This is a genomic window from Pseudomonas sp. S31 (assembly GCF_016648105.1).
Lineage (GTDB): Bacteria > Pseudomonadota > Gammaproteobacteria > Pseudomonadales > Pseudomonadaceae > Aquipseudomonas.
This window is the reverse complement of record NZ_JACVVE010000024.1, coordinates 85576-106551: the sequence shown is the minus strand read 5'-3', so window position 1 is coordinate 106551 and position 20976 is coordinate 85576. Positions and strand designations below refer to the sequence as shown.

21 protein-coding genes are annotated in these 20976 nt (G+C 64.3%); 5 read left to right on the top strand and 16 right to left on the bottom strand.

The genetic code is table 11. From position 1 onward, the window contains the following. Positions 1 to 97 precede the first annotated feature (97 nt). The 3 genes from IAE37_RS18140 to IAE37_RS18130 are packed head-to-tail and all read right to left on the bottom strand — an operon-like array spanning position 98 to position 1908. The gene (locus IAE37_RS18140; protein ID WP_201175737.1) at positions 98 to 619 is read right to left on the bottom strand and encodes a DUF2937 family protein; all 522 of its coding nucleotides are present in this window, start codon (positions 617 to 619) and stop codon (positions 98 to 100) included. A gap of 9 nt (positions 620 to 628) precedes the next feature. Further along, positions 629 to 1402 carry a class II glutamine amidotransferase gene (locus IAE37_RS18135; RefSeq protein ID WP_201175736.1) on the bottom strand — a complete coding sequence of 258 codons (774 nt, stop codon included), beginning with the start codon at positions 1400 to 1402 and terminating at the stop codon, positions 629 to 631. Between the two features lie 14 nt (positions 1403 to 1416). Beyond that, positions 1417 to 1908 carry an MFS transporter gene (locus IAE37_RS18130; RefSeq protein ID WP_201175735.1) on the bottom strand — a complete coding sequence of 164 codons (492 nt, stop codon included), beginning with the start codon at positions 1906 to 1908 and terminating at the stop codon, positions 1417 to 1419. A 91-nt stretch (positions 1909 to 1999) separates the two neighbouring features. Between IAE37_RS18130 and IAE37_RS18125 the strand changes: the two genes are divergently transcribed. Beyond that, positions 2000 to 4042 carry a S9 family peptidase gene (locus IAE37_RS18125; protein ID WP_201175734.1) on the top strand — a complete coding sequence of 681 codons (2043 nt, stop codon included), beginning with the start codon at positions 2000 to 2002 and terminating at the stop codon, positions 4040 to 4042. 51 nt (positions 4043 to 4093) lie between these two features. Here the strand turns inward: IAE37_RS18125 and IAE37_RS18120 are convergent, their stop codons facing one another. Next, positions 4094 to 4381 carry a hypothetical protein gene (locus IAE37_RS18120; RefSeq protein ID WP_201175733.1) on the bottom strand — a complete coding sequence of 96 codons (288 nt, stop codon included), beginning with the start codon at positions 4379 to 4381 and terminating at the stop codon, positions 4094 to 4096. 130 nt (positions 4382 to 4511) lie between these two features. Here IAE37_RS18120 and IAE37_RS18115 point away from each other — a divergent pair, with 130 nt between their 5' ends. Beyond that, entirely contained in the window at positions 4512 to 4883 is a 372-nt protein-coding gene (locus IAE37_RS18115) for a YajD family HNH nuclease (protein ID WP_136916077.1), read from the top strand. Positions 4884 to 4954: 71 nt separating this feature from the next. Next, a complete protein-coding gene (locus IAE37_RS18110) occupies positions 4955 to 5425 on the top strand; it encodes an RNA methyltransferase (protein ID WP_060510325.1) in 471 nt (156 codons plus the stop codon). Positions 5426 to 5595: 170 nt separating this feature from the next. Here the strand turns inward: IAE37_RS18110 and IAE37_RS18105 are convergent, their stop codons facing one another. The 6 genes from IAE37_RS18105 to gabP all read right to left on the bottom strand — a co-directional run bounded on the left by IAE37_RS18105 (position 5596) and on the right by gabP (position 13439). Further along, complete coding sequence (locus IAE37_RS18105; protein WP_201175731.1) at positions 5596 to 7086, bottom strand: aldehyde dehydrogenase; 1491 nt, start codon at positions 7084 to 7086, stop codon at positions 5596 to 5598. A 13-nt stretch (positions 7087 to 7099) separates the two neighbouring features. Next, entirely contained in the window at positions 7100 to 7993 is an 894-nt protein-coding gene (locus tag IAE37_RS18100; RefSeq protein WP_201175728.1) for a dihydrodipicolinate synthase family protein, read from the bottom strand. A gap of 74 nt (positions 7994 to 8067) precedes the next feature. After that, positions 8068 to 9396 (bottom strand): MFS transporter, encoded by a 1329-nt coding sequence (locus IAE37_RS18095; RefSeq protein WP_201175726.1) that lies wholly within the window; start codon positions 9394 to 9396, stop codon positions 8068 to 8070. A 178-nt stretch (positions 9397 to 9574) separates the two neighbouring features. Continuing rightward, positions 9575 to 10894, bottom strand: coding sequence for an NAD(P)/FAD-dependent oxidoreductase (locus IAE37_RS18090; protein WP_201175724.1), 1320 nt, complete (start codon positions 10892 to 10894; stop codon positions 9575 to 9577). Between the two features lie 60 nt (positions 10895 to 10954). Then, the gene (locus IAE37_RS18085; RefSeq protein ID WP_201175722.1) at positions 10955 to 11680 is read right to left on the bottom strand and encodes a GntR family transcriptional regulator; all 726 of its coding nucleotides are present in this window, start codon (positions 11678 to 11680) and stop codon (positions 10955 to 10957) included. A gap of 361 nt (positions 11681 to 12041) precedes the next feature. Then, positions 12042 to 13439 (bottom strand): GABA permease, encoded by a 1398-nt coding sequence (gene gabP / locus IAE37_RS18080; protein WP_201175720.1) that lies wholly within the window; start codon positions 13437 to 13439, stop codon positions 12042 to 12044. Positions 13440 to 13711: 272 nt separating this feature from the next. Between gabP and IAE37_RS18075 the strand changes: the two genes are divergently transcribed. Continuing rightward, positions 13712 to 14053, top strand: coding sequence for a YgaP-like transmembrane domain (locus tag IAE37_RS18075; protein WP_201175718.1), 342 nt, complete (start codon positions 13712 to 13714; stop codon positions 14051 to 14053). A gap of 102 nt (positions 14054 to 14155) precedes the next feature. Here IAE37_RS18075 and IAE37_RS18070 read toward each other — a convergent pair whose 3' ends face one another. Both IAE37_RS18070 and IAE37_RS18065 read right to left on the bottom strand, forming a co-directional pair. Continuing rightward, entirely contained in the window at positions 14156 to 15364 is a 1209-nt protein-coding gene (locus IAE37_RS18070; protein ID WP_201175716.1) for a hypothetical protein, read from the bottom strand. A gap of 40 nt (positions 15365 to 15404) precedes the next feature. Then, positions 15405 to 15854 carry a YcgN family cysteine cluster protein gene (locus IAE37_RS18065; RefSeq protein WP_201175740.1) on the bottom strand — a complete coding sequence of 150 codons (450 nt, stop codon included), beginning with the start codon at positions 15852 to 15854 and terminating at the stop codon, positions 15405 to 15407. A gap of 143 nt (positions 15855 to 15997) precedes the next feature. On the opposite strand from IAE37_RS18065, the gene IAE37_RS18060 reads away from it, so the two are divergent. Next, positions 15998 to 16591 carry a nitroreductase family protein gene (locus IAE37_RS18060; protein WP_201175715.1) on the top strand — a complete coding sequence of 198 codons (594 nt, stop codon included), beginning with the start codon at positions 15998 to 16000 and terminating at the stop codon, positions 16589 to 16591. A gap of 136 nt (positions 16592 to 16727) precedes the next feature. Here IAE37_RS18060 and IAE37_RS18055 read toward each other — a convergent pair whose 3' ends face one another. The 4 genes from IAE37_RS18055 to IAE37_RS18040 form a co-directional block, all read right to left on the bottom strand. Next, positions 16728 to 17660 carry a D-2-hydroxyacid dehydrogenase gene (locus tag IAE37_RS18055; RefSeq protein WP_201175713.1) on the bottom strand — a complete coding sequence of 311 codons (933 nt, stop codon included), beginning with the start codon at positions 17658 to 17660 and terminating at the stop codon, positions 16728 to 16730. A gap of 75 nt (positions 17661 to 17735) precedes the next feature. After that, entirely contained in the window at positions 17736 to 18029 is a 294-nt protein-coding gene (locus IAE37_RS18050; RefSeq protein WP_201175711.1) for a YcgL domain-containing protein, read from the bottom strand. Then, positions 18026 to 19159 (bottom strand): ribonuclease D, encoded by a 1134-nt coding sequence (gene rnd, locus IAE37_RS18045; RefSeq protein ID WP_201175709.1) that lies wholly within the window; start codon positions 19157 to 19159, stop codon positions 18026 to 18028. The genes IAE37_RS18050 and rnd overlap by 4 nt, the downstream gene beginning before the upstream one ends. Positions 19160 to 19268: 109 nt before the next feature. Then, positions 19269 to 20906, bottom strand: a complete 1638-nt coding sequence (locus IAE37_RS18040; protein ID WP_201175707.1) for a phosphoethanolamine transferase — start codon at positions 20904 to 20906, stop codon at positions 19269 to 19271. Positions 20907 to 20976 lie beyond the last annotated feature (70 nt).

Here is a 20976-nt window from a genome sequence, read left to right as displayed (position 1 = left end):
GTGGTGGGCCAAAGACCGGGGGGGGGGGGGGGGGGGGGGGGGGGGGCCGCGCGCCCCCCCCCCCCCCCCCCCCCCCCCCGCCACAGGCGAGCTCAATTCAACGCCAGCTCTCTTTCACCGCCCGCCGCCGCCCACCCAGCAGCACCCAGCCGATCCCCAACAACACGCTCTCGACCACGAACGCCAGCACGAACCCGGCACCGATCCCCCAGCCGATCGCCTCTGGCACCAGCACGATCTGGTACCCATATCCATTCAAGGTTTCCTCGCGCAGCTGCGGGTCCGCCTGGACCAGCACATGCCAGGTGCGGCTCAGCCACGAACCTTGCAACGCCTGCCATTCGTTCTCGAACAGCTGGTTGCGCACCTGCAGGCTCTCGATGCTGTTGGCATCGCTGTTGAACACCGGGTCGTCGCTTGCGCGGTAATGCCGTAACAGTGCCTGCAGGTCGCCATTGAAGAAGCGCTCGGCGGTCTGCTTGAAACCGTCGAGCGCCTGGCGCGACTCGAACAGATGCGCCTCGACCCGCTGGCTGTAGTCGGTGATCAGCCCCGGAACCTGGATACCGGCCAGCAGGCCGAAGGTGAACAGCAGCAACCGCAGGTAACTTCTGAACATTCGGCGTCCTTAGCTCTGGCCGTGGGCAACGCACTCCCCGTGCCGCCACAGGGCCCACTGGCCCGGTTCGTAGCGGTGCCAGATCTCGTTCTCGGTGAGCGGCTCGGTGGCGATCACCGTGACCACGTCGTTGGGAGTGGTTTGCGTGTGAAAATCGACGATCAGGTCGACATCCTTCAAGCGGGCGGCACCAAATGGCGCGCGCCGGGTAATGTGTACCAGCTTGGTGGTGCAGAAGCAGAACAACCAGTCGCCATCGCTGAGCAGGCAATTGAACACGCCCTTGCCGCGATAGTGCGCACAGGCTTCGACCAACACCGGCAACAGCTGTTCCACCTCGACCGGCTCGGGGAACGCGGCACGGATGCGGTTGAGCAGGTCGCAGAACGCCGCCTCGCTGTCGGTATCGCCCACCGGCCGATAGAACGTCGGCTCGGTGTTGAAGTCGGCCAACTGGCCGTTGTGCGCGAAGCACCAGTTGCGGCCCCACATCTCGCGTACGAACGGGTGGGTGTTGGACAGGCATACCCGACCGACGTTGGCCTGACGGATATGGCCAATGACCACCTCGCTCTTGATCGGGTAGCGCTGCACCAGCTTGGCCACCTCCGACTCGCTGCTCGCTGCCGGGTCCTGGAACAGCCGAAGGCCACGGCCTTCGTAGAAGCCGATGCCCCAGCCGTCACGGTGCGGGCCGGTGCGTCCGCCGCGCTGCATGAGGCCGGTGAAGCTGAAGACGATGTCGGTGGGGACGTTGGCGCTCATGCCCAGCAGTTCGCACATGGGGCTGCCTCCGGTTACAGTCGCGGCTCGACCCGGCCACCGGCCGGGGCAGCAGGCGGCGGGGCGTCGCGGTATCGGTCTCGGCGCTCGGCAACCAGCGAGGTGTCCGCCAGGGCTTCATCTTCGCGGGCTTCACGCTGGGCAGCCGCCTCGGCCTGCTCGCGGCGCTCGCGGGCGCGTTTTTCCAGCGGCCAGCGGATCAGCACGAAGACGATGTACAAAGCGAAGGCGATCAGGCCGTACATGGCGAAGTCGGAAACCGCGCGCCAGGCATTGTTGCCGACCTTGAAGGCGACATCCAGCGCGGTGATGGCGATGGCCGGGGCAAAGGCTTCCTTGACCGGGTCGACGATGGTCGGGGTCAGCAGCAACACCGCCAGGATCACCCGCAGCGGTTCACGCAGCCAGCGCCACATCCAGCCAGTGAGCTTGAAGCCCACCCACAGGCAGCCCAGGGCGGCAAGGACATACAGGCCCCAGACAAGGGTATAGTCGTTCTCGGTCATGGTGTTCGTGCAAGCCAGGCAAAGAGAGGCCTATGATAAACACTTTTGCACGCGCCCGGCAGCGTTTGCCGCCCCAGCCAAGAGATCCTTCATGTCCATCAAGCCCCAGCCGCCCATCGCCCGCCAGGACCAGGCCGCCGATCCCTATGCCTGGCTGCAACAGCGCGATACCCCCGAGGTACTCGACTACCTGCAGGCAGAAAACGCCTACCAGGAGGCTTGCCTGGCCGACCAGGCGCCCCTGCGCGAGCAGCTGTTCGAAGAGATCAAGGGCCGCATCAGGGAAACCGACCTGTCGCTGCCCTCGCCCTGGGGCCCATACCTGTACTACACCCGCACCACGGCCGGCGATGAATACCCCCGCCACTACCGCTGCCCGCGCCCGGCCGACGACTCGAACACGGTCGATGAAAGCCAGGAACAGCTGCTGCTCGACCCCAACGTCCTGGCCAATGGCGGCTTCCTCGCCCTCGGCGCCTTCAACGTCAGCCCCGATCACACGCTGCTGGCCTACAGCCTCGATACCAGCGGCGACGAGGTCTACACCCTGTACGTCAAGGACCTGGACAGCGGCAGCGTGACCACCCTGCCCTTCGACGACTGCGATGGCAGCCTGACTTGGGCCAACGACAGCCAGACGCTGTTCTTCGCCGAACTCGACGACACCCACCGGCCCTGGCGGCTGCGTCGCCATACCCTGGGCGAAGCCGATGCGCACGACGTGTTCGAAGAACCTGACGGGCGCTTCTTCCTGCATTGCTACCGGGCCAGTTCCGAGCGCCAGTTGGTGCTGCTGCTCAACAGCAAGACCACCAGCGAAGCCTGGGTGCTAGACGCCGAAACCCCGCAGGCTCCGTTCGTCTGCCTGGCGGCGCGGGTCGAAGGCCACGAATACTTCCCCGACCACGGCCAGCTCGACGGCCAGTGGCGCTGGTTCATCCGCAGTAACCAGGACGGCATCAACTTCGCCTTGTTCCAGGCGCCGGCCGAGCAGCCACCTACTCGCGAGCAGTGGCAGGTACTGGTCGCCCACCGCGACGACGTGATGCTCGAAGGCCTGAGCCTGAATGCCACCGCCCTGACCCTGAGCCTGCGCGAAGGCGGCCTGCCGATCATCGAGGTGCGCCCTGAGGGCCTGCCGGCCTACCGGGTCGATCTCCCGGACGCGGCCTACAGCTTGTACGTACAGGACAGCCTGGAATTCGCCAGCGCGCGCATCCGCTTGCGCTACGAAGCGCTCAACCGCCCGGCCCAGGTACGCCAGCTGACGCTGGCCACGGGTGAACAGGCCGTGCTCAAGCAGACCCCGGTGCTCGGCCCGTTCGATGCCGACGACTATGTCAGCGAACGCCTGTGGGCCACCGCAGCGGACGGCACCCAGGTGCCAATCAGCCTGGTGCGCCGGCGCCAGGACGTCGGCCAGGCCGTGCCGCTCTACCTGTATGGCTATGGCGCCTATGGCGAGAGCCTCGACCCGTGGTTCTCGCACGCGCGCCTGAGCCTGCTGCAGCGTGGCGTGGGCTTTGCCATCGCCCACGTGCGCGGCGGTGGCGAGCTGGGCGAGGCCTGGTACCGCGCCGGCAAGCAGGAACACAAGCACAACAGCTTCGGCGATTTCATCGCCTGCGCCGAGCACCTGATCGGCCAGGGCGTGACCACTGCCGAACGCCTGGCCATCAGCGGCGGCAGTGCCGGTGGCCTGCTGATCGGCGCGGTGCTCAACCTGCGCCCGCAACTGTTCCGCTGCGCCATCGCCGAAGTGCCGTTCGTCGACGTGCTCAACACCATGCTCGACCCGGAATTGCCACTGACCGTCACCGAGTACGACGAGTGGGGCAACCCGCAAGAGCCGGAGGTCTATGCGCGGATCAAGGCCTATGCGCCTTACGAAAACGTCCAGGCCCAGGCCTACCCGGCCATGCTGGTGGTAGCCGGGTACAACGACAGCCGCGTGCAGTACTGGGAAGCCGCCAAGTGGGTGGCGCGCCTGCGCACACGCAAGACCGACGACAACCTGTTGCTGCTCAAGACCGAGATGGGGGCCGGGCATGGCGGCATGAGCGGGCGGTATCAGGGGCTGCGCGATGTGGCGCTGGAATACGCCTTCGTGTTGGGTCAGCTAACCGTCAGTTAAACCGATTGGGGCCGCTTCGCGCCCCAATCGGTTTAATTGACCGACGTTAGGCTATGCGCCCCTATCCAACCCCTCCGGCGCTTTCGGCGGGTCTTGCTGCAGGCCCGGCAGCGGCTGGTCCCGGGGCGGCCCAGGCACCGGCATCGGTGGCAACAGCGGCGCACCCGGCTGGTTGTCGAATGCCTTGGGCGGCGTGCTCGGGGTGATCTGCGGATACGGCGTCGGCGTCGGCGTGCCAGGCGCCCCGGGCACCGGTGTATTGAGACGTGACGGCGTGCCTGCGGCCTGGGCCAGGGGCATGCCGGCCACGAGCAGCGCGGCGAGGATCGCACGAAACATCAGCAACCTCCTGTCGGTAACGTTCCTACAGGCTACGCCGATATTCGCGTTTTCGCCTGTCCGCCTGCCCGGCAAGCGCGCTAGACTCAAGCCATAACCGTCATTGCCTGATTACAACGAAGGAAACACCATGAGCTCGGCCTCCACTTCCGCCGCCACCGCCCGCCTCGACCGCATCCTCGCCGACGCCAAGCGCGACAAGGAAATGGGCTACCGCGACAAGGCGCTGAAAATGTACCCGCACGTCTGCGGCCGCTGCGCCCGCGAGTTCTCCGGCAAGCGCCTGAGCGAACTGACCGTGCACCACCGTGACCACAACCACGACAACAACCCCCAGGATGGCTCCAACTGGGAGTTGCTGTGCCTGTACTGCCACGACAACGAGCACTCGCGCTACACCGACCAGCAGTATTTCAGCGAAGGCTCCACCAGCACCCCGAGCATCGCCAAGGCCACCCACAATCCATTCGCCGGGCTGGCTGGCCTGCTGAAAAAAGACTGAACGTCGCCATTACCCCCGCTAATGCCGGGCAGCCCGTATAATCGCGGTTTTTTCGTGAAGGGCCCCGGCACGTGGCAAACAAACGGTACAGCTGCATCGGCCTGTTCAACCCCAAGTCTGCGGAGAACGTCGGTTCGGTGATGCGCGCGGCGGGTTGCTACGGCGTCAACTCGGTGTTCTACACCGGCAAGCGCTATGAGCGGGCACGTGATTTCGTCACCGACACCAAGCGCGTGCACTACGACATCCCGCTGATCGGCATCGACGACCTGCAGCGCATCATCCCCCTGGGCTGCACCCCGGTGGCGGTGGAACTGGTCGATGGCGCACGGCCGCTGCCCGAATACACCCATCCCGACCGTGCCATCTATATCTTCGGGCCGGAGGACGGTTCGTTGAGCGAGGAAGTGCGGGGGTGGTGCGAAGAGACGATCTACATCCCCACCGAAGGCTGCATGAACCTGGCGGCGACGGTGAACGTGGTGCTGTATGACCGGTTGGCCAAGGGGTTGAATACCCGCTCCGGGCCCAAGTTCAAGTAATAAAAAGGCCGCCACTGCGATAGCAGGTCCGGCCCTTTCGCGGGTAAACCCGCTCCTACAGGCTGTGCATACCCTGTAGGAGCGGGTTTACCCGCGAAGAGGCCAGCACTGACAACACAGAAGCGGCCAGGTGCCGAACTCCGTCAGAACAGCACCGATACTGCTCGGTATTACGAAGCGTTGATCCAGATGGTCTTCAGCTCCGTGTACTGATCATGGGCCCAGATGGACTTGTCACGCCCACCAAACCCGGACTCCTTGTAACCACCGAACGGCGTGGTCACATCACCTTCGCCGAAGCAGTTGACCGTCACCACGCCCGCGCGGATTTCCCGCGACAAACGCAGCGCATTGCGCAGGCTGCCGGTGTAGGCCGAAGCGGCCAGGCCGTAGACAGTGTCGTTGGCCAGCTCGATGGCTTCGTCGATGGTCTCGAAGCTGGTCACGCTCAGCACCGGGCCAAAGATTTCCTCGACGAACAGCTTGTTGTCGCGCCCGACGTTGTCGACGATGGTCGGCTGCACGAACACGCCGTCCTCGGTTTCGCCGCCCTGCACGACACTGAGCTTCTGCTCGGCAGCGTATTCCAGGTACGACTTGACCTTCTCGAAGTGCGACTTGCTGACCATCGCGCCCAGGCGGTTGTCCGGGTCGAGTGGGTCGCCCAGCTTCCAGTCCTTCAGGTGCTTGGCGATCAGGCCGAGCAGCTCGTCCTTGACGTCCTTGTGGACGATCAGGCGCGACGACGCCGAGCAGTTCTCACCCATGTTCCAGAACGCACCGGCGGTGACGAACTGGGCCACTTCGTCGAGATCTTCGCAGTCGTTCATGACCACGGCCGGGTTCTTGCCACCCAGCTCCAGAACGATGCGCTTGAGGTTGGACTCAGCAGCGTATTTCAGGAACAGGCGACCGGTGTCGGTGGAACCGGTGAAGCTGACCATCGGGATGTCCATGTGGCGGCCAATGGCTTCGCCCACTTCGCGACCGCCGCCAGGCACCAGATTGAACACGCCAGCAGGGATGCCCGCCTCATGGGCCAGCTCGGCCACGCGCAAGGCGCTGAGGGTGGTTTCCTTGGCCGGCTTGACCACGATCGAGCAACCGGCGGCCAGCGACGGGGCGATCTTCCAGGCCAGCATCAGCAGCGGGAAGTTCCACGGCAGTACCAGGCCGACCACGCCAATGGCTTCGCGCACCACCATGGTCACGGCGGCGTTGCCGGTCGGGGCGGTAGCGTCGTAGATCTTGTCGATCAGCTCGGCGTGCCAGCGGATGGTGTGGATGGTTTCCGGTACGTCGACGGTCTGGCACTCGCTGACCGGCTTGCCGCTGTCCAGGGCTTCCAGCACCGCCAGCTCATGGGCGTTGTCTTCGAGCAGCTGGGCGAACTTCTGCAGCACGTGCTTGCGGTCGTTCGGCTGCATCTTCGACCAGGTGCCCTCTTCGAACACGCGCTTGGCAGCGGCCACTGCGACGTTCACGTCGTCCACGTCACAGGCGGCGACTTCAGCCAGCTGCTTGCCAGTGGCCGGGTTGGTGGTGACGAAGGTGCGGCCCGAGATGGCATCGCGGAATTCACCGTCGATGAATGCCTGGGTGCGCAATTGCAGGTCGGCGGCGATGGCCGCGTATTGTTCCTTGCTCAGCAATTCAGCCATTTTTCCAGCCTCCTTATTTGATCTGGGCGATGGTCGCCTTCAGTTCGGTGACCACACGCTTGAGTTCTGCCTTTTCGGCGTCGTCCAGGTCGTACAGTGGCTTGCGCACGCCGCCGGTTTTCAGGCCGTTCAGGGCAACGCCGTTCTTGATCGCCTGGACGAACTTGCCACCTTCGAGGAAGTCCATCAGCGGCATCATGGCGGCCATGATCTTGCGACCTTTGTCGAAGTCCTTCTCGATCACGCAGGCCTCGTAGAGGGCGACGTGCTCGCGTGGGATGAAGTTGGAGCCGGCGCACACCCAGCTCTTGGCGCCCCAGGCGAAGAATTCCAGGGCCTGGTCGTCCCAGCCGCACGACAGCTGGATGTTCGGGCGCTGAATGGCCAGGCGGTGCAGCTGGGCCATGTCACCGGAGCTTTCCTTGATGGCGACGATGTTCTTCACGTCGGCCACGGCGTCGAAGAACTCTTCGCCCATGCTCACGCTCATGCGGCCTGGGTAGTTGTAGAGCATGATCGGCAGGCCGGCGGCAGCATCGACGGCTTTGACGTGCAGGGCGATTTCCTGCTGGGTCGGCAGCGCGTACGGCGGGGTGCCGACCAGCAGCGCATCGGCCTTGATTTCCTTGGCGTGCTGGGCGAAGGCCACGGCGTCTTCGGTGCGGATGCCACCGGTGCCGACGATCAGTGGCAGACGACCGTTGAGCACATCCTTGGCCTGGGCGGCCAGGTCGATGCGCTCCTGGGTGGTGTGAGCATAGTACTCACCGGTGGAGCCACCGATGATGACGCCGTGGATCTTGGATTCGACCAGGTACTCGAGGACCTCGGCAAAAGCCGCCTTGTCGATCGAGCCGTCCGCAGCCAGCGGAGTGATTGCCGGGGTGTAGATGCCTTCGAATTTCACGGTAGGTTCTCCAGTGCGTGGTTCAGTGTTGTAAAGGCCACAGCGGATCGACACTGCGGCGGGTTGTCATGGGTTCAGTTCAGCGCAGCCGCTTCTTGCAGGTTCAGCGAGCGGGTTTCCGGGGCCAGCGCCACCGAGAACGCCAGGCCGACGAAGGTCACGGCGGCAGCGGCATACATGGTCGCGCCGATGCCGTAGCTATCCAGGGCGATGGGCACCAGCCAGGTACCGACCGCAGCACCGATACGCGACATCGACGTGCCCACGCCCACGGCGCCGGCACGGATCTCGGTCGGGAACAGTTCGTTGGGGTAGACCAGTTGCAACACCTGCGCGCCGCCGATGAACAAAGCATAGGCACCGAACAGCACCAGGATGAGCATCTCGTTGCCGTCGCTGAAGGCGCCCAGGCCCAGCAGCGCCAGCCCCGACCAGAAGAAGCTGTGCAGCAGCGTGGTGCGGCGACCGATGCTGTTCAGCAGGCGGGTACCGATGATGCAGCCGACCACGAACAGGCAAGTGATGGCGACCGAACCGATGGAGGCCCAGTCACCCTTGAGGTGCAGTGCCGCCAACACCTTCGGGGCAAAGGCATAGACCGCGAACACTGGGATCACCGAGCAGGTCCAGAACATGGTGACGAACAGCATGCGCTTGCCATAGCCCGAGTGCAGCAGGCTCATGAACGACAGCTTGCGAGTCTTGGGCTCCTCAGGCAGGTTGCGCAGCGAGAAGTCGTTGCCATAGACGCGCTTGATCACCTGTTCGGCCTCGGCCGAGCGGCCCTTGCTGATCAGCCAGCGCGGCGACTCAGGGGTGCCGAGGCGGATGGCGAAGAGGATCGCGCCGATCACCGCGGCGCTGGCCAGTACCAGGCGCCAGGCGTCGTCGCCACCATGACGCAGGATCGCTTCGCCGACCATGTAGGCAGTGGCGGCACCGGCGAACCAGAGTACGGTCAGGGTCGCCAGCCGTGGGCCACGGTTCTTCTTGGGCAGGAATTCCACCAGCAACGAAGTGGCCACCGGGTATTCGATGCCCACCGCAATGCCGATGGCAAAGCGCAGCAGGAACAAAGCCAGGGCCGACTCGACCCAGAGCTGGGCCAGCGATGCCAGCATGAACAGGACCGGGCCGACGAAGAACACACGCTTGCGACCAAAACGGTCGGTCAGCCACCCCCCGAAGAAGCCGCCGAAGAAGATGCCGATCAGTGCCGAAGCGGCAATCATGCCCTGCCAGAAACTGGTCAGGTCAAGGCCGGCGGACATCTGCACCATCGCCACGCCGATGATGCTCAGCACGTAGCCATCGACGAACGAACCGCCACCAGAGCGCAGCGTCAGCAATTGGTGAAAGCGATTGATCGGTACATCTTCAACGGAAATATTCGGGTTTGTCATTGTTGTACCTGCTACATCTCTATTGCGTTTATTCAGGGCGAGCGAGTTCGCGAATCCTAAACTTGCGTTTAGCCCCGTTTGATCGAACAGCCTGTTTCGATCATGATTTCGGGCAAGCCGCGCCCGTGCCAGGTATCAACCCAGCGTCTGTGTTACCTGTATCCAGAACTTCCTGAAATCAGCTTTCCTTGCCGGCGCGGAATTGTCCCCACATCAGGTTGGCGTTCAAGCCCAAGGAAACCAGGGGCTGCGGTGGATTCGCACAAGGCCCTGGGGCATTGAGCAGAAACTCGATAAGTTCGTTCTTGTCACCGGCCAGCCAGTCGGCCAGCAACTTGCCGGTGACCGTGCCGCGGGTCACGCCAAGTCCATTGCAGCACAACGCGCCATAGACATTGGGTGCCAACTTGCCGAAGAAGCCCATATGGTTGCGCGATAAGGCCAGGGCGCCGCCCCAGGTATATTCGAAGTCCACGCCCGGCAACATCGGGAAGCGCCGGGCGAAGGAATCGCGATGGCGTTCGACGAAGCGCTCGAGGTATTTGCGGTTGGCGCGCCCGTCCGGGTTGTAGCTGAAGCTGTTGCGGATCAGCAGGCGGTTGTCGACGGTACGGCGCATGGTGGTGCCGAACGGGTCCGCCGGAATCACGCCCCAGAACGGCTTGCCGCCCAGGCGTGCCTGCTCGTCCTCGGTCAGCGGGCGGGTAATGCTGCCGTAGGTGAACACCGGCAGCATGCGGCCCTTGAGGAAGCCGAAGCTCATGCCAAAGGCATTGGTGGTCAATACCAGGTTATCGGCAGTGATCGAACCGTTGGCGTGGCGCAGCACCACCTTGTCGCCGTAGTCCACTTCGGTGATCGGCGTGTGCTCATACAGCGAGACGTTGGCCGGCAGGCTGTCGGCCAGGCCCTTGACCAGCGCCGATGGCTGCAGCAGTGCGGTACCTGGGGTGAACAGGCCCTTGCGGTAGAAGTGCGTGCCGATGTGCTCGGGCAGGTCGCGCCCTTCGATCACCTCATAAGGCTGGTCGAGCTTGTCCAGACCGCGGCGGTAGGCATCGAGCACGGCGATGCCGCGATCCTCGACGGCCGCCTGGTACTTGCCGCAGTGGCGGAACTGGCACTCGATGCCATGGCGGTCGATCAGCTCCTTGAGAAACGACTGGCCACCCAGGTTGAGCTTGAGCACGGTCTTGGCGATATCGATGTCGCCGATATAGTCCTCGGCACCGATGTCGTGGGGTAGGTCGATGGCGAAGCCGGCGTTGCGCCCGGAAGTGCCGAAGCCGACCTCCTGCGCCTCGATCAGCACGATCTCATCGTCAGGGAAGTTCGTAGCCAGTTGGCGTGCCGCCGCCAGCCCGGTGAAACCGGCGCCCACCACGACCCAACGGGCCTTGCTGTGGCCGCTATGGGCCGGGCGTGGCGTGCGTGGCGCGCTGAGGTGATACCAACCACAAGTGGCATCATCGGCAGGTAACGAACTTATTTTTGTCATGTCACTAACCTGAATCGTGTTGTTATCGAGCGATCGCGCCTGCGGCGACGACCTGGTACGTCATATCTGAATCGGTACATCCAAGCCTTGCGGGGCTGCGTATTCGGCCATGCGTCGGCGCGACAACTCGAAGTGCTCGCGCACCAGTTGCCCGGCGCTGTGCGGGTCGCGCCGCTCGATGGCCTGGATCATCTGTTCGTGCTGTTCGCAGGCGACTTCGAGGTCGCGCTGCATGTCGTCGGTGGTCGGGTGGCGATAGAAGATCTTGCCCAGGCGGGTATGGTCGATCAGCAGGCGACGCAGGCTGGGCATGAGGTATTCGTTGTGCGCCATCTTGCCGATCTCGAGATGGAAGGCGTCGTTGTAGAGCACGCGGTTTTCCACGTCGCGCTCCTCGATGGCCTGGCGGAACATCGCCTGGATGGCCTTGAGCGCTTCGATTTCGATGGCAGTGGCGTTGGTCGCGGCCAGCTGGGTGGTGGCTACATAGATGAGGGGGGCGGCAACGAAGAAGCTGTGCAGCGACTCGTGGTTCATCGCGGCGACACGCGGGGCGCGGTTGGCTTCCAGCTCGATGTAGCCTTCGGCGGCAATCTGGCGCAGCAGTTCGCGAACGGGAGGACGCGACAGGCCGAATTCGTCGCACAGTGCCAACTCGTCGACCACTGCGCCTGGCGCCAGCTCCATGCTGAGGATCCGGCGGCGCAGCGCTTCGGCGAGGACCGCCTTGCGGTCTGGCGGCGCTTCGGCGACGGGTGCGCTGATCGGTTGAGCGGTGGCTTTCATGGCGGCCTTCTTTGTTGTCATAGACTGTGTCTACTATTTGTATAACGACTATATGGCACTGTTAGACAGTCTGTCTACAGCGATTTCGATGAACGGTTCAAATCCCTGGGAGCCTTAATTCTAGAGGGGTTCAGGGATTTATCGGGTGTGATTAAACACCCTCTCGGCTGCATTGCCAAACCGGACAGGTAATTATCCAAACGAGACACCGGCCTGGTCGGCATGGACCCATTCGCGGGTAAACCCGCTCCTACAAGGAGCGTGGAATCCCTGTAGGAGCGGGTTTACCCGCGAAGAGGCCGGTACAAATAAAAAAAAGCCACCTGCAGGCAGGTGGCTTCGTTCAAGGCATCTCCGGAGCTCAAACCGCCGCCAACGCCTCCCGGCGCGCATGGCGCTTGCTGGTGATCACCCCGAGCAACAGGATGACCAACGCCAGCGCCAAGGTCAGCGACACTTCCATCCGATGTTGCGGCATCACGAACATGGTGCCCAGGGCGAACACGATGAAGCCGATCACCGCGTAGGTCAGCCACGGGTACAGCCACATGCGGAAGGCGATCTCGACATTCTGCTTCTGCAGGATGGCGCGCATGCGCAGTTGCGAGAAGGCGATGGCCAGGTACACCAGCAGGGCGATCGAGCCGGAACTTGCCAGCAGGAAAGCGAATACCTCGGCCGGAGCGAAGTAGTTGACGATGGTCGCCAACATGCCGATCAGTGTGCTGCCGATCACTGCCGCGCGAGGCACGCCGACCTTCGAGGTGCGCTGGATGAAGCCCGGCGCATCACCACGCTTGCTCAGCGAGTAGAGCATCCGCGAAGAGATGTAAATGGAGGAGTTCAGGCAACTGGCAACCGCCACCAGCACCACCATGTCAACCAGCAGCTTGGCGTAGGGGATGTTCATGATTTCCAGCGCGCGCTGGTAGGAACCCTGCACCGGCAGCAGCGGGTCGTTCCACGGCACCACCGAGATGATCACGAAGATCGACAGCAGGTAGAACACGCTGATCCGCCAGATCACCGAGCGGGTGGCCTTGGCGATGTTGCGCGCCGGGTCCTTCGATTCGGACGCGGCGATGGTCACCGCTTCGGTGCCCAGGTAGCTGAACATGGTGGTGAGCAGAGCGCCGATGATCGCCGTCCAGCCGTTGGGCATGAACCCGCCATGCTCCACCAGCAGGCGCTGCAGGCCACTGACCTCGCGGCCGGGCAAACCACCCGCCAGGGCGATGGCACCGAGGCCGATGAAGGCGACGATGGCGATGACCTTGAGCATGGCGAACCAGAACTCGAACTCGCCGTACTTGGCCACGCTGAACAGGTTGGTGGCGGTCAGCAGCACGGTCATGCTCAAGGCGAAGAACCAGGCATCGACCTGCGGGAACCAGTTGTTGAGTACCACACCTGCAGCGATGGCTTCGATGGGTATCACCAACACCCAGAACCACCAGTACAGCCAGCCGATGGTGAAGCCGGCCCAGCGCCCGATGGCGCGGTCGGCGTAGGTGGAGAACGAGCCGGTATCGGGGCTGGCCACCGCCATCTCCCCGAGCATGCGCATCACCAGTACCACCAGCGTACCGGCCAGGGCATAGGCCACGATGGCGGCGGGGCCGGCTGCGGCGATGGCATGCCCGGAGCCTACGAAGAGGCCGGCGCCGATGACCCCGGCGATGGAAAGCATGGTCACATGGCGTTGCTTGAAGCCTTGCGCCAGCTGATTGCCGGCGCCACTGGCGCTTGTCATTGTCATCCTGGTCCCTGCTGTTGTTTTCTTTGTGGGGGGGACGTGAAGCTCCTGGATCGAAACCCAGCGTGGATGAGCTTCGCGCTTGGCCACGTTAATCCAGGCGGGCGCCGCTTCAGTTGCCTCAACCCGTCAAGCACTTGACCAAAACGGACATCGCCCGGGCAAAAGGCCCGTTGCAGAGCCTTCGCGGAGCCAGGGCTACCGCTTGGCATGCAGAAGGAACGGCAGCGGTGCCAGACAGGTCAGTTGCTTACACTTCACACGGAGACCACGCCATGCTGGATATCCATAGCGCTGCAACGTCGCACGAGCACAATGTCCATGGGTTGGAACGCGCCAGCTCTCTGGCCGGGGGCGCCCTGATGATCAGCAAGGGGCTGCGCCACGGCGGCCTGCTGGGGCTGCTGCAGATCGCCGTGGGCGGCCTGGCCCTGGCACGCGGGGTCAGTGGGCACTGCTCGACCAAGGCCTGGTGGCAGCGTCATCGCCAGGAGTACAACAGCTTGAAGGCGGACATCGAGCGCAGTGCCGATGACTTGAAGGCATTGAAGGACAGTGCCAAGGCGGCGACTGCGGGGGTGACGGTGACTGGGAAGGATCCGTTGGTGGGGAGCTGATCGATGTTTTGTCTGGGCCGGCCCTTTCGCGGGTAAACCCGCTCCTACAGGGCAGCGGCGCTCGTGTAGGAGCGGGTTTACCCGCGAAGAGGCCGGCCCAGGCTAGCGCAACACCTTGCTCTGCAACACCTCGGAGCGCCGCCCCAGCACGTTCTCGCTGATCTGCACGAACTCCTCGGTGCTCACGCTGGGCAGGCGCATCAGCGCCTGGGCCACGTCGTCCAGCGAGCGCTTGGCCTGGGTATGAATACGGATTTCCTTGTCCAGCGCCTGCAGCAGCAGGGTACCCCGCGCCACCTGCGCAGGGCTCGCCTGCGCGCCGCGCAAGCTGGTCACCTTGGCCGCACGCTTCTGCAGCCGCGCCTGCCACACCTCGTAGCGGTCATCGCTGATCCCACCCGCGCGGCGCAGCAGTTCGTTGGCGTAATGGTCGGTCAGGCTCTTGCCCAGCCAATCGCTGCCCGCACGTGGGCGGATCTGGGCGAACAACTGCACCAGCTCGCGCAACAGTGGGCTGCTGCCGTTCTCGCTGACCATCGGCCGGCCGCTGTGCAGATACAACGAACCATGGGCCGCCATGGCGCCGCGCCACATGCCGTCGCGAGCGCCCACCAACAGCAGCTTCGGCGGGTTGCGCGGGAACACCGCTTGCAAGTGCGGCCAGACGAAGGTGAGCAGGGTCAGGCTGTCCATCCGCCGCATGCCCTGCCCTACCGGCGCGGCGACGGTCACATCGGTCTCACCCAGGCGCGCGCGGCGGCTGCCCAGGTCGCCGGCGAGCATCCAGCCGGTCGGGCGGTCGAACAGCCTTGAAACGTTGTCGATGCGGAATTTTTCCTTGCCGATGCGTGGCCAGGAGGTCTCGATGCTCTTCCAGCCCTCGGGCAGGTCGAAGGCCAGACGCGCCACCAGCTCGGTGCCATCCTGCTGGTCGAGGCGTGCCGGTGGCACCAGCTGGTCGCCGAGGAACAATGCCCAGTGCGGTGTCACCCGTGAGGAATAGGCGCCACCGCTCAAACGCTGGTCCAGTTGCACCCGGTAACTGAGGCTGGTCTTGCCGGCTGCCGGGTGCCACACCCCGCGCTCGCCCTTCTGTTGCCACTGGCCGTCGGCGAGGAAGCCACTGTACGCCCCGGCCTTGCCCAGGTCGAAGTCCAGGCTCCGCACGGCGCTGCCCTCGGACAAGGTCAGGCGCACCTCGGCCTGGCCGTTGGCCGGCAGCAGACGCACCTGGTAGTCCAGGTCGACTTTCTTGGCCCAGGCCGGGGAACAGGCCAAGAGGCAGAGGAGCAACAACCGCTGGCAACGCATTCAGAACCTCCTTGTTTCCCGCAGACGACGGCCGCGCCGCTCAGCTGGCGCGGAAAATCAGATGGTCTTCCCAGTCGTCCTCGTCCACATCATGCTCACTGAGCATACGCCCTGACTGGGAAATTCGCTGTTCATGCACTTGCGAGCGATCGCCGCACACCAGGTGGTGCCAGGTTGGCAGATCCTTGCCTTCACTGACCAGGCGGTAGCCGCAGGTGCTGGGCAGCCACTTGAACTGGTCGGCCTTGCCCGGGGTGAGCTGGATGCAGTCCGGCACCTGGGCGAAGCGGTTGGGATAGTCGCTGCATTGGCAGGTCTGCAGGTCGAGCAGCTTGCAGGCGATGCGCGTGTAATAGACGCTGTTGTCGTCCTCGTCCTCGAGCTTCTGCAGGCAGCACAGCCCGCAGCCGTCGCACAGCGACTCCCACTCTTGCGGGTCGAGTTGTTCGAGGGTCTTGCGCCGCCAGAACGGCGCGCTGTCAGCGATCATCACACGGGTTTCCTGCTTCATCTTGAGTCCGCGGCGCGCGGCGGCGCCAGTCTAGAGCCTGGCCTTCGGCAATACCAGACCGCTTGTCAGTGCCGGCAGGACGCAGTAGCGTGCGTTTTTCCCGTCCGCTTGCAGGAGCTGCCATGAGCGCCACCCCCCGCGTTGCCGATTACGCCATCAACGAGCAATTCATCAACCGCTGGTCGCCACGCGCCTTCACCGCCGAGCCGATCAGCCAGGAAACCCTGCTGAGCTTCCTAGAGGCCGCGCGCTGGGCACCTTCGGCCTACAACTCGCAGCCTTGGCGCTTCCTCTATGCGCGCCGCGACACGCCGAGCTGGGAGCGTTACCTGAACCTGCTGGTACCGTTCAACCGCAGCTGGGCGCAGCAGGCATCGGCCCTGGTGCTGATCATTTCCAAGACCACTTTCGCCGCACCGGGCGCCAGCGAAGAAAAACCGGCGCTGTGGCACACCTTCGACACCGGCTCGGCCTGGGGCCACCTGGCCCTGCAGGCCAGCATCAGCGGCTGGCACACCCATGGCATGGCCGGCTTCGACAAGGACCTGGCGCGCCAGGAGCTGAAAGTGCCGGAAGGCTACGAGCTGCATGCCATGGTGGCGATCGGCAAGCTGGGCGACAAGGCCAGCCTGGACGAGGCGTTGCAGGCGCGTGAAGTGCCAAGCCCGCGCCGGCCGTTGAATGAGCTGGCGGCTGAGGGGGATTTCAGCCTGTAAGTGATGGGTTGGCTTCTTCGCGGGTAAACCCGCTCCTACAGGTACTCCGCAAATCTGCAGATTGCTGCGGTTCCTGTGGGAGCGGCGGTTCGCCGCTGCGACTTGCCCGCGAAGGGGCCAGCGCCGATCCTACGCGTCAATAACCCCGCGCGAAATCCACTTCACCCCGCACCGCCTGCCCCGCCGCATACGCCCGCGCATTCTCGACGAACAACCGCACCATCGCCAACGGCGAGGTCGGCGCCGAGCTGTGCCCGGTCAGCAGCAGTCCCCAAGCCGTCCAGAACGGGTGGCGCTGGGGCAGCGGCTCCTGCCGGCAGACGTCGATCACCGCGCCCGCCAGATGCCCCTGCTTCAACGCCTCGACCAGGTCGGCGTCGACCACCGCCACGCCGCGCCCGGCATTGATGAACAACGCGCTGGGGTTGAAGCACTTGAACAGCGCCGCATCGTAGATGTCATGGGTCGCCGGGGTATCGGGCAGCAGGTTGAGCACGTAGTCGACCTGGCCAACCAGGCGCGGCAACTCATCGAGCCCCGCCACCTCGACGAACGGTGCCAACTCGCGGGCACTGCTGGCCACGCCATACAGGGTGACCCCGAACGGCTGCAGGAACTGCGCCACGCGCAGGCCGATATCACCGGTGCCGACGATCAGCACCTTGCGCCCTTCCAGGGTAAGCCCAGGGCGGTCGTCCCAGCGCCGCTCCACCTGGCTGACCAGGCGCGACAGCACTTCGCGCTCGTGGCCGAGCATGTAGGTGAGCATGTACTCGGCCATGACCTGACCAAAGATGCCCACGGCGCGGCTCAGGCGGTAGTCACGCGGCAGGCCCTCGGCCAGCAGCGGCGTGATGCCGGCCCAGGTCGACTGCATCCATTGCGGCTTGTGGCCCTGGCGCAGCAGGGTCGCGAGCAGGTCCGGCTGGCCCAGCCAGACCGGGCATTGTGGCGCCAGGCGCGCCAGTTCGGCGGAATCACCGCTGGTGAGGATTTCCAGGTCCGGCGCCGCCTCGCCCAGCAGGCGAGCGTAGTTGGCGTGATCCTGTTCGACGATCAGAACGCGCATCGAGAAGACAACCTTGGCAGACACGACGGCGGCCCGACACGCGGGCCGCCTGGCATAAAGAGGTGATCCGGCGGCTCAGGCCGGGTCGTTACGGCGCAGCAGCTCTTCGGGAAGGTGCTCGATGTACTCGTCGTCCGGCGGCGGCATCTGCAGGTGGTAACCCTGCGTGTCGAGGTTTTCCAGGACCTTGACGATGTCCTCGCGAGCCAGCTTGCGCTCGGGGGTAAGCACCAGGTCGAAGGCGTGCACGGGGGTGCCAAATGCCGGCAGCAGCGCTTCGGGCACGCGCTCCAGGCCGTCGGCCTTGAGCACGTAGAGGTACATTTCGCGCTTGCGCGGGCTCTTGTAGATCGAGCAGATACGTTTCATCGGGTCTCTCCGGCGCCTGCCAGGTCGTCCAGCAGGGCCTGGCCCATGCGCTCACGGCGCCAGCCGCGCAGCGAATCGGGCAGTTCATAGGGGCCGTTGGGGTAGCCGCTCTTGAGCAAGGCTTCCAGGGCTTTCTTGCGCAGCATCAGCTCCGGGGTGATCCCCAGGCGTTCACCTTCGGCCTGGCCGATGGCGCGCAGGCGCTTGAGAATACCGGCGGCCTCGATCGGCAGCGGCTCGGGCAGCGCCTGCGGCCACTGTTCGGCAGGCTGGCTGGCAGCGCGCTTGATCAGTTTGAGCAGGGTGTCACCGTCCTGGCGGATGGTGCGTGGGTGCATCTCGTCGATCTTGGCCAGGGCCGACAGGTTGTCTGGCTGGTTCTTGGCCATGGGCCACAACGAGTGCTCCTTGAGGATGCGGTTGCGCGGCACGTCGCGGCTGCGGGCTTCACGCTCGCGCCAGGCGCAGAGCTCGCGCAGCACCGCCAGTTGCTGGGGCGAGAGCTTCCAGGCCAGCTTGACGTCGCGGTACAGGGTCTGCGGGTCGACCTCACGACGCAGCGCCGCGACCAGCTCGGCGCCATCCTCCAGCACCCAGGCGTACTTGTCGTCGGACAGGCGCGGGCGCAGGGTGGCGAGCAGCTCGGCCAGGTGCACGGCATCCTCGGCGGCGTAGCTGATCTGGGTCTCGGACAGCGGGCGCTGCAACCAGTCGGAGCGGGTTTCGCCCTTGGGCAGCTCGATGCCGAGCACTTCCTGCACCAGGCGCGAATAGCCCATGGAGAAGCCCAGGTTCAGGTAGCCGCCCGCCAGCTGGGTGTCGAACAGCGGCTGCGGCAGCTTGCCGGTCAGGCGCAGCAGCACTTCGAGGTCTTCGCTGCAGGCATGCAGCACCTTGACCACGCGGGTGTCTTCGAGCAGCGCCGCCAGCGGTTGCCAGTCACCGATCGTCAGCGGATCGATGAGAAAGGCACGCTGGCCATCGCCGACCTGCACCAGGCCGGCCTTGGGGTAGAAGGTGTCGACCCGCATGAACTCGGTGTCGACGGCCACGAAGGGCAAGTCGTGCCAGGCACGGCAGTGTTCGGCCAGGGTCTGGTCGTCACGGATCCAGTGTATTTCGATGGCCACGAGGCTCTCCCACTATCATTGGCGCGCAGTATATACGGCGCGGGCACTGCGGGTGAAACCTGCGCCATCCAGGGTATCGATAAACGGTGTGGTTCATGGCGCCGGCCAATCAGCGATCGGCCGCCAGCCAGGGCCGGCAACTGGCGAACATGTCCAGCGAACGCTGGTAGACCTCGGTGCGTACCTGCAACAGGCCGAGCATCGAGTGGAACAGGTTGTCCTGGGACAGCGGCGCATCGCGCAGGCGCGCCAGGCAGCCGGTGTCCAGGCCGAAGTCCTGCTGATAGCTGTCGGAGAACCAGGTCAGCAGCGGGACGTGCTTCTGTTGCTCCGGGGCCATCATGTAGGGCGTGCCGTGCAGGTAGAGGTTGTATTCGCCGAGGGACTCACCATGGTCGGCCAGGTAGATCATCGCCGTGTCGACCTGGTCCTGGTGGCTGCGCAGGGTGTCGATCAGCTTCGCCAGCAGAGTGTCGGTGTAGGCCACGGTGTTGTCGTAGGCGTTGACGATTTCCTGCTGGCTGCACTGGTCCAGTGCATTGCTGCGGCACACCGGTGTGAATGGCTCGGCGCCCGCCGGGTAGCGCTTGTAATATTCGGGGCCATGACTGCCCATCTGGTGCAGCACCAGCACGGTGTCCTTGTCGAGGTGGTCGATCAGTTCGTCCAGGCCTTGCAGGAGGATTTCGTCGTGGCATTCGCCACCAGCGCACAGCACCGGGTCCTTGAGGTTGCTGACATCGATGAACTGCACACGGTCGCAGGTGCCTTTGCAGCCGGACTGGTTGTCGCGCCACTGCACGGCAAAGCCTGCATGCTGGAGTATGTCGAGCAGGCCCTCGCGGTTTTTCGCCACGCGTGCATCGTAGTCCTTGCGGCCCATCCCGGAGAACATGCACGGCACCGACACGGCGGTCTCGGTCCCGCACGAATGGACATCGCTGAACGCCAGCAAGCCCCGTTCCTTGGCCAGCTTCGGGGTGGTATCGCGGTCATAGCCGAGCACGCCGAAGTTCCCCGCCCGCGCACTCTCGCCCACCACCAGCACGGTCAGCGACCTGCGCTCGTGGCGTTGCCAGGCGGCGTCACGCTGGGCGTCCTCGCCATAGGCCTGGAATGGCCGGGTTGCGGTGCCCACGCGCTCGCTGACATAGCTGAAGGAAGCTCCGACGATGTTGCTCGGGGTGAGCATCAGGCGCAGTTCATGGTGGTTGCGCAACAACGACGACAGGCCTTGGTAGTTGACCAACGCCACCGCCCCCACGGCCACCACGCAGGACGCACTGACCACCAGCTTGCCCAGCAGCTCGCGGTGCCAGGCCCGGTAGGCGATCGGCGCCTTCCACAATAACAGCGAAGGCAGCACGCCGAGCGACAGGATATAACCGGCGAACTTCAACGATAACAAGTCACGTACTTCAGCCACATTGGTTTCGGCGATATTGCGAAACATGCCGGAATCAATAAGTACGCCATATTGATTCATGAAGTAAGCCACGCCCGCGCCACTCATGAACAAGGCAATGAGCACCGGTTTCAATACATAACGAAAGGCCAGCAGCGTGAGGATCAAGTTGAACGCGAAGAACATCATCACGGCGAATGCCAGGCCCAGCCAAAGCCCCGGCAAGCCTGCAGGTACCACCGCGTTCAGGTGCTGCCAGAGGAACACGTTGAAGCCAACCAGCAGGTAAAGACTGGCCAACAGCGTGACCCATTCAGTCCGCAGGGATTTGAATTTGTGCATGGATATTCGCAATCAAGAGTGATTATCAGCCCGGGGCAACATGCGCACCGCGGAAAGTTGGGCGAACTCT

Excerpts from the sequence above, each read along its gene's own strand:
- IAE37_RS18090 (WP_201175724.1), bottom strand. The coding sequence starts at position 10,894 with ATGACAAAAATAAGTTCGTTACCTGCCGATGATGCCACTTGTGGTTGG.
- IAE37_RS18125 (WP_201175734.1), top strand. The coding sequence starts at position 2,000 with ATGTCCATCAAGCCCCAGCCGCCCATCGCCCGCCAGGACCAGGCCGCC.
- IAE37_RS18095 (WP_201175726.1), bottom strand. The coding sequence starts at position 9,396 with ATGACAAACCCGAATATTTCCGTTGAAGATGTACCGATCAATCGCTTT.
- IAE37_RS18085 (WP_201175722.1), bottom strand. The coding sequence starts at position 11,680 with ATGAAAGCCACCGCTCAACCGATCAGCGCACCCGTCGCCGAAGCGCCG.
- IAE37_RS18115 (WP_136916077.1), top strand. The coding sequence starts at position 4,512 with ATGAGCTCGGCCTCCACTTCCGCCGCCACCGCCCGCCTCGACCGCATC.
- IAE37_RS18075 (WP_201175718.1), top strand. The coding sequence starts at position 13,712 with ATGCTGGATATCCATAGCGCTGCAACGTCGCACGAGCACAATGTCCAT.
- IAE37_RS18070 (WP_201175716.1), bottom strand. The coding sequence starts at position 15,364 with ATGCGTTGCCAGCGGTTGTTGCTCCTCTGCCTCTTGGCCTGTTCCCCG.
- IAE37_RS18140 (WP_201175737.1), bottom strand. The coding sequence starts at position 619 with ATGTTCAGAAGTTACCTGCGGTTGCTGCTGTTCACCTTCGGCCTGCTG.
- IAE37_RS18065 (WP_201175740.1), bottom strand. The coding sequence starts at position 15,854 with ATGATCGCTGACAGCGCGCCGTTCTGGCGGCGCAAGACCCTCGAACAA.
- IAE37_RS18105 (WP_201175731.1), bottom strand. The coding sequence starts at position 7,086 with ATGGCTGAATTGCTGAGCAAGGAACAATACGCGGCCATCGCCGCCGAC.
- IAE37_RS18050 (WP_201175711.1), bottom strand. The coding sequence starts at position 18,029 with ATGAAACGTATCTGCTCGATCTACAAGAGCCCGCGCAAGCGCGAAATG.
- IAE37_RS18135 (WP_201175736.1), bottom strand. The coding sequence starts at position 1,402 with ATGTGCGAACTGCTGGGCATGAGCGCCAACGTCCCCACCGACATCGTC.
- IAE37_RS18130 (WP_201175735.1), bottom strand. The coding sequence starts at position 1,908 with ATGACCGAGAACGACTATACCCTTGTCTGGGGCCTGTATGTCCTTGCC.
- IAE37_RS18120 (WP_201175733.1), bottom strand. The coding sequence starts at position 4,381 with ATGTTTCGTGCGATCCTCGCCGCGCTGCTCGTGGCCGGCATGCCCCTG.
- IAE37_RS18060 (WP_201175715.1), top strand. The coding sequence starts at position 15,998 with ATGAGCGCCACCCCCCGCGTTGCCGATTACGCCATCAACGAGCAATTC.
- gabP (WP_201175720.1), bottom strand. The coding sequence starts at position 13,439 with ATGACAATGACAAGCGCCAGTGGCGCCGGCAATCAGCTGGCGCAAGGC.
- IAE37_RS18040 (WP_201175707.1), bottom strand. The coding sequence starts at position 20,906 with ATGCACAAATTCAAATCCCTGCGGACTGAATGGGTCACGCTGTTGGCC.
- IAE37_RS18055 (WP_201175713.1), bottom strand. The coding sequence starts at position 17,660 with ATGCGCGTTCTGATCGTCGAACAGGATCACGCCAACTACGCTCGCCTG.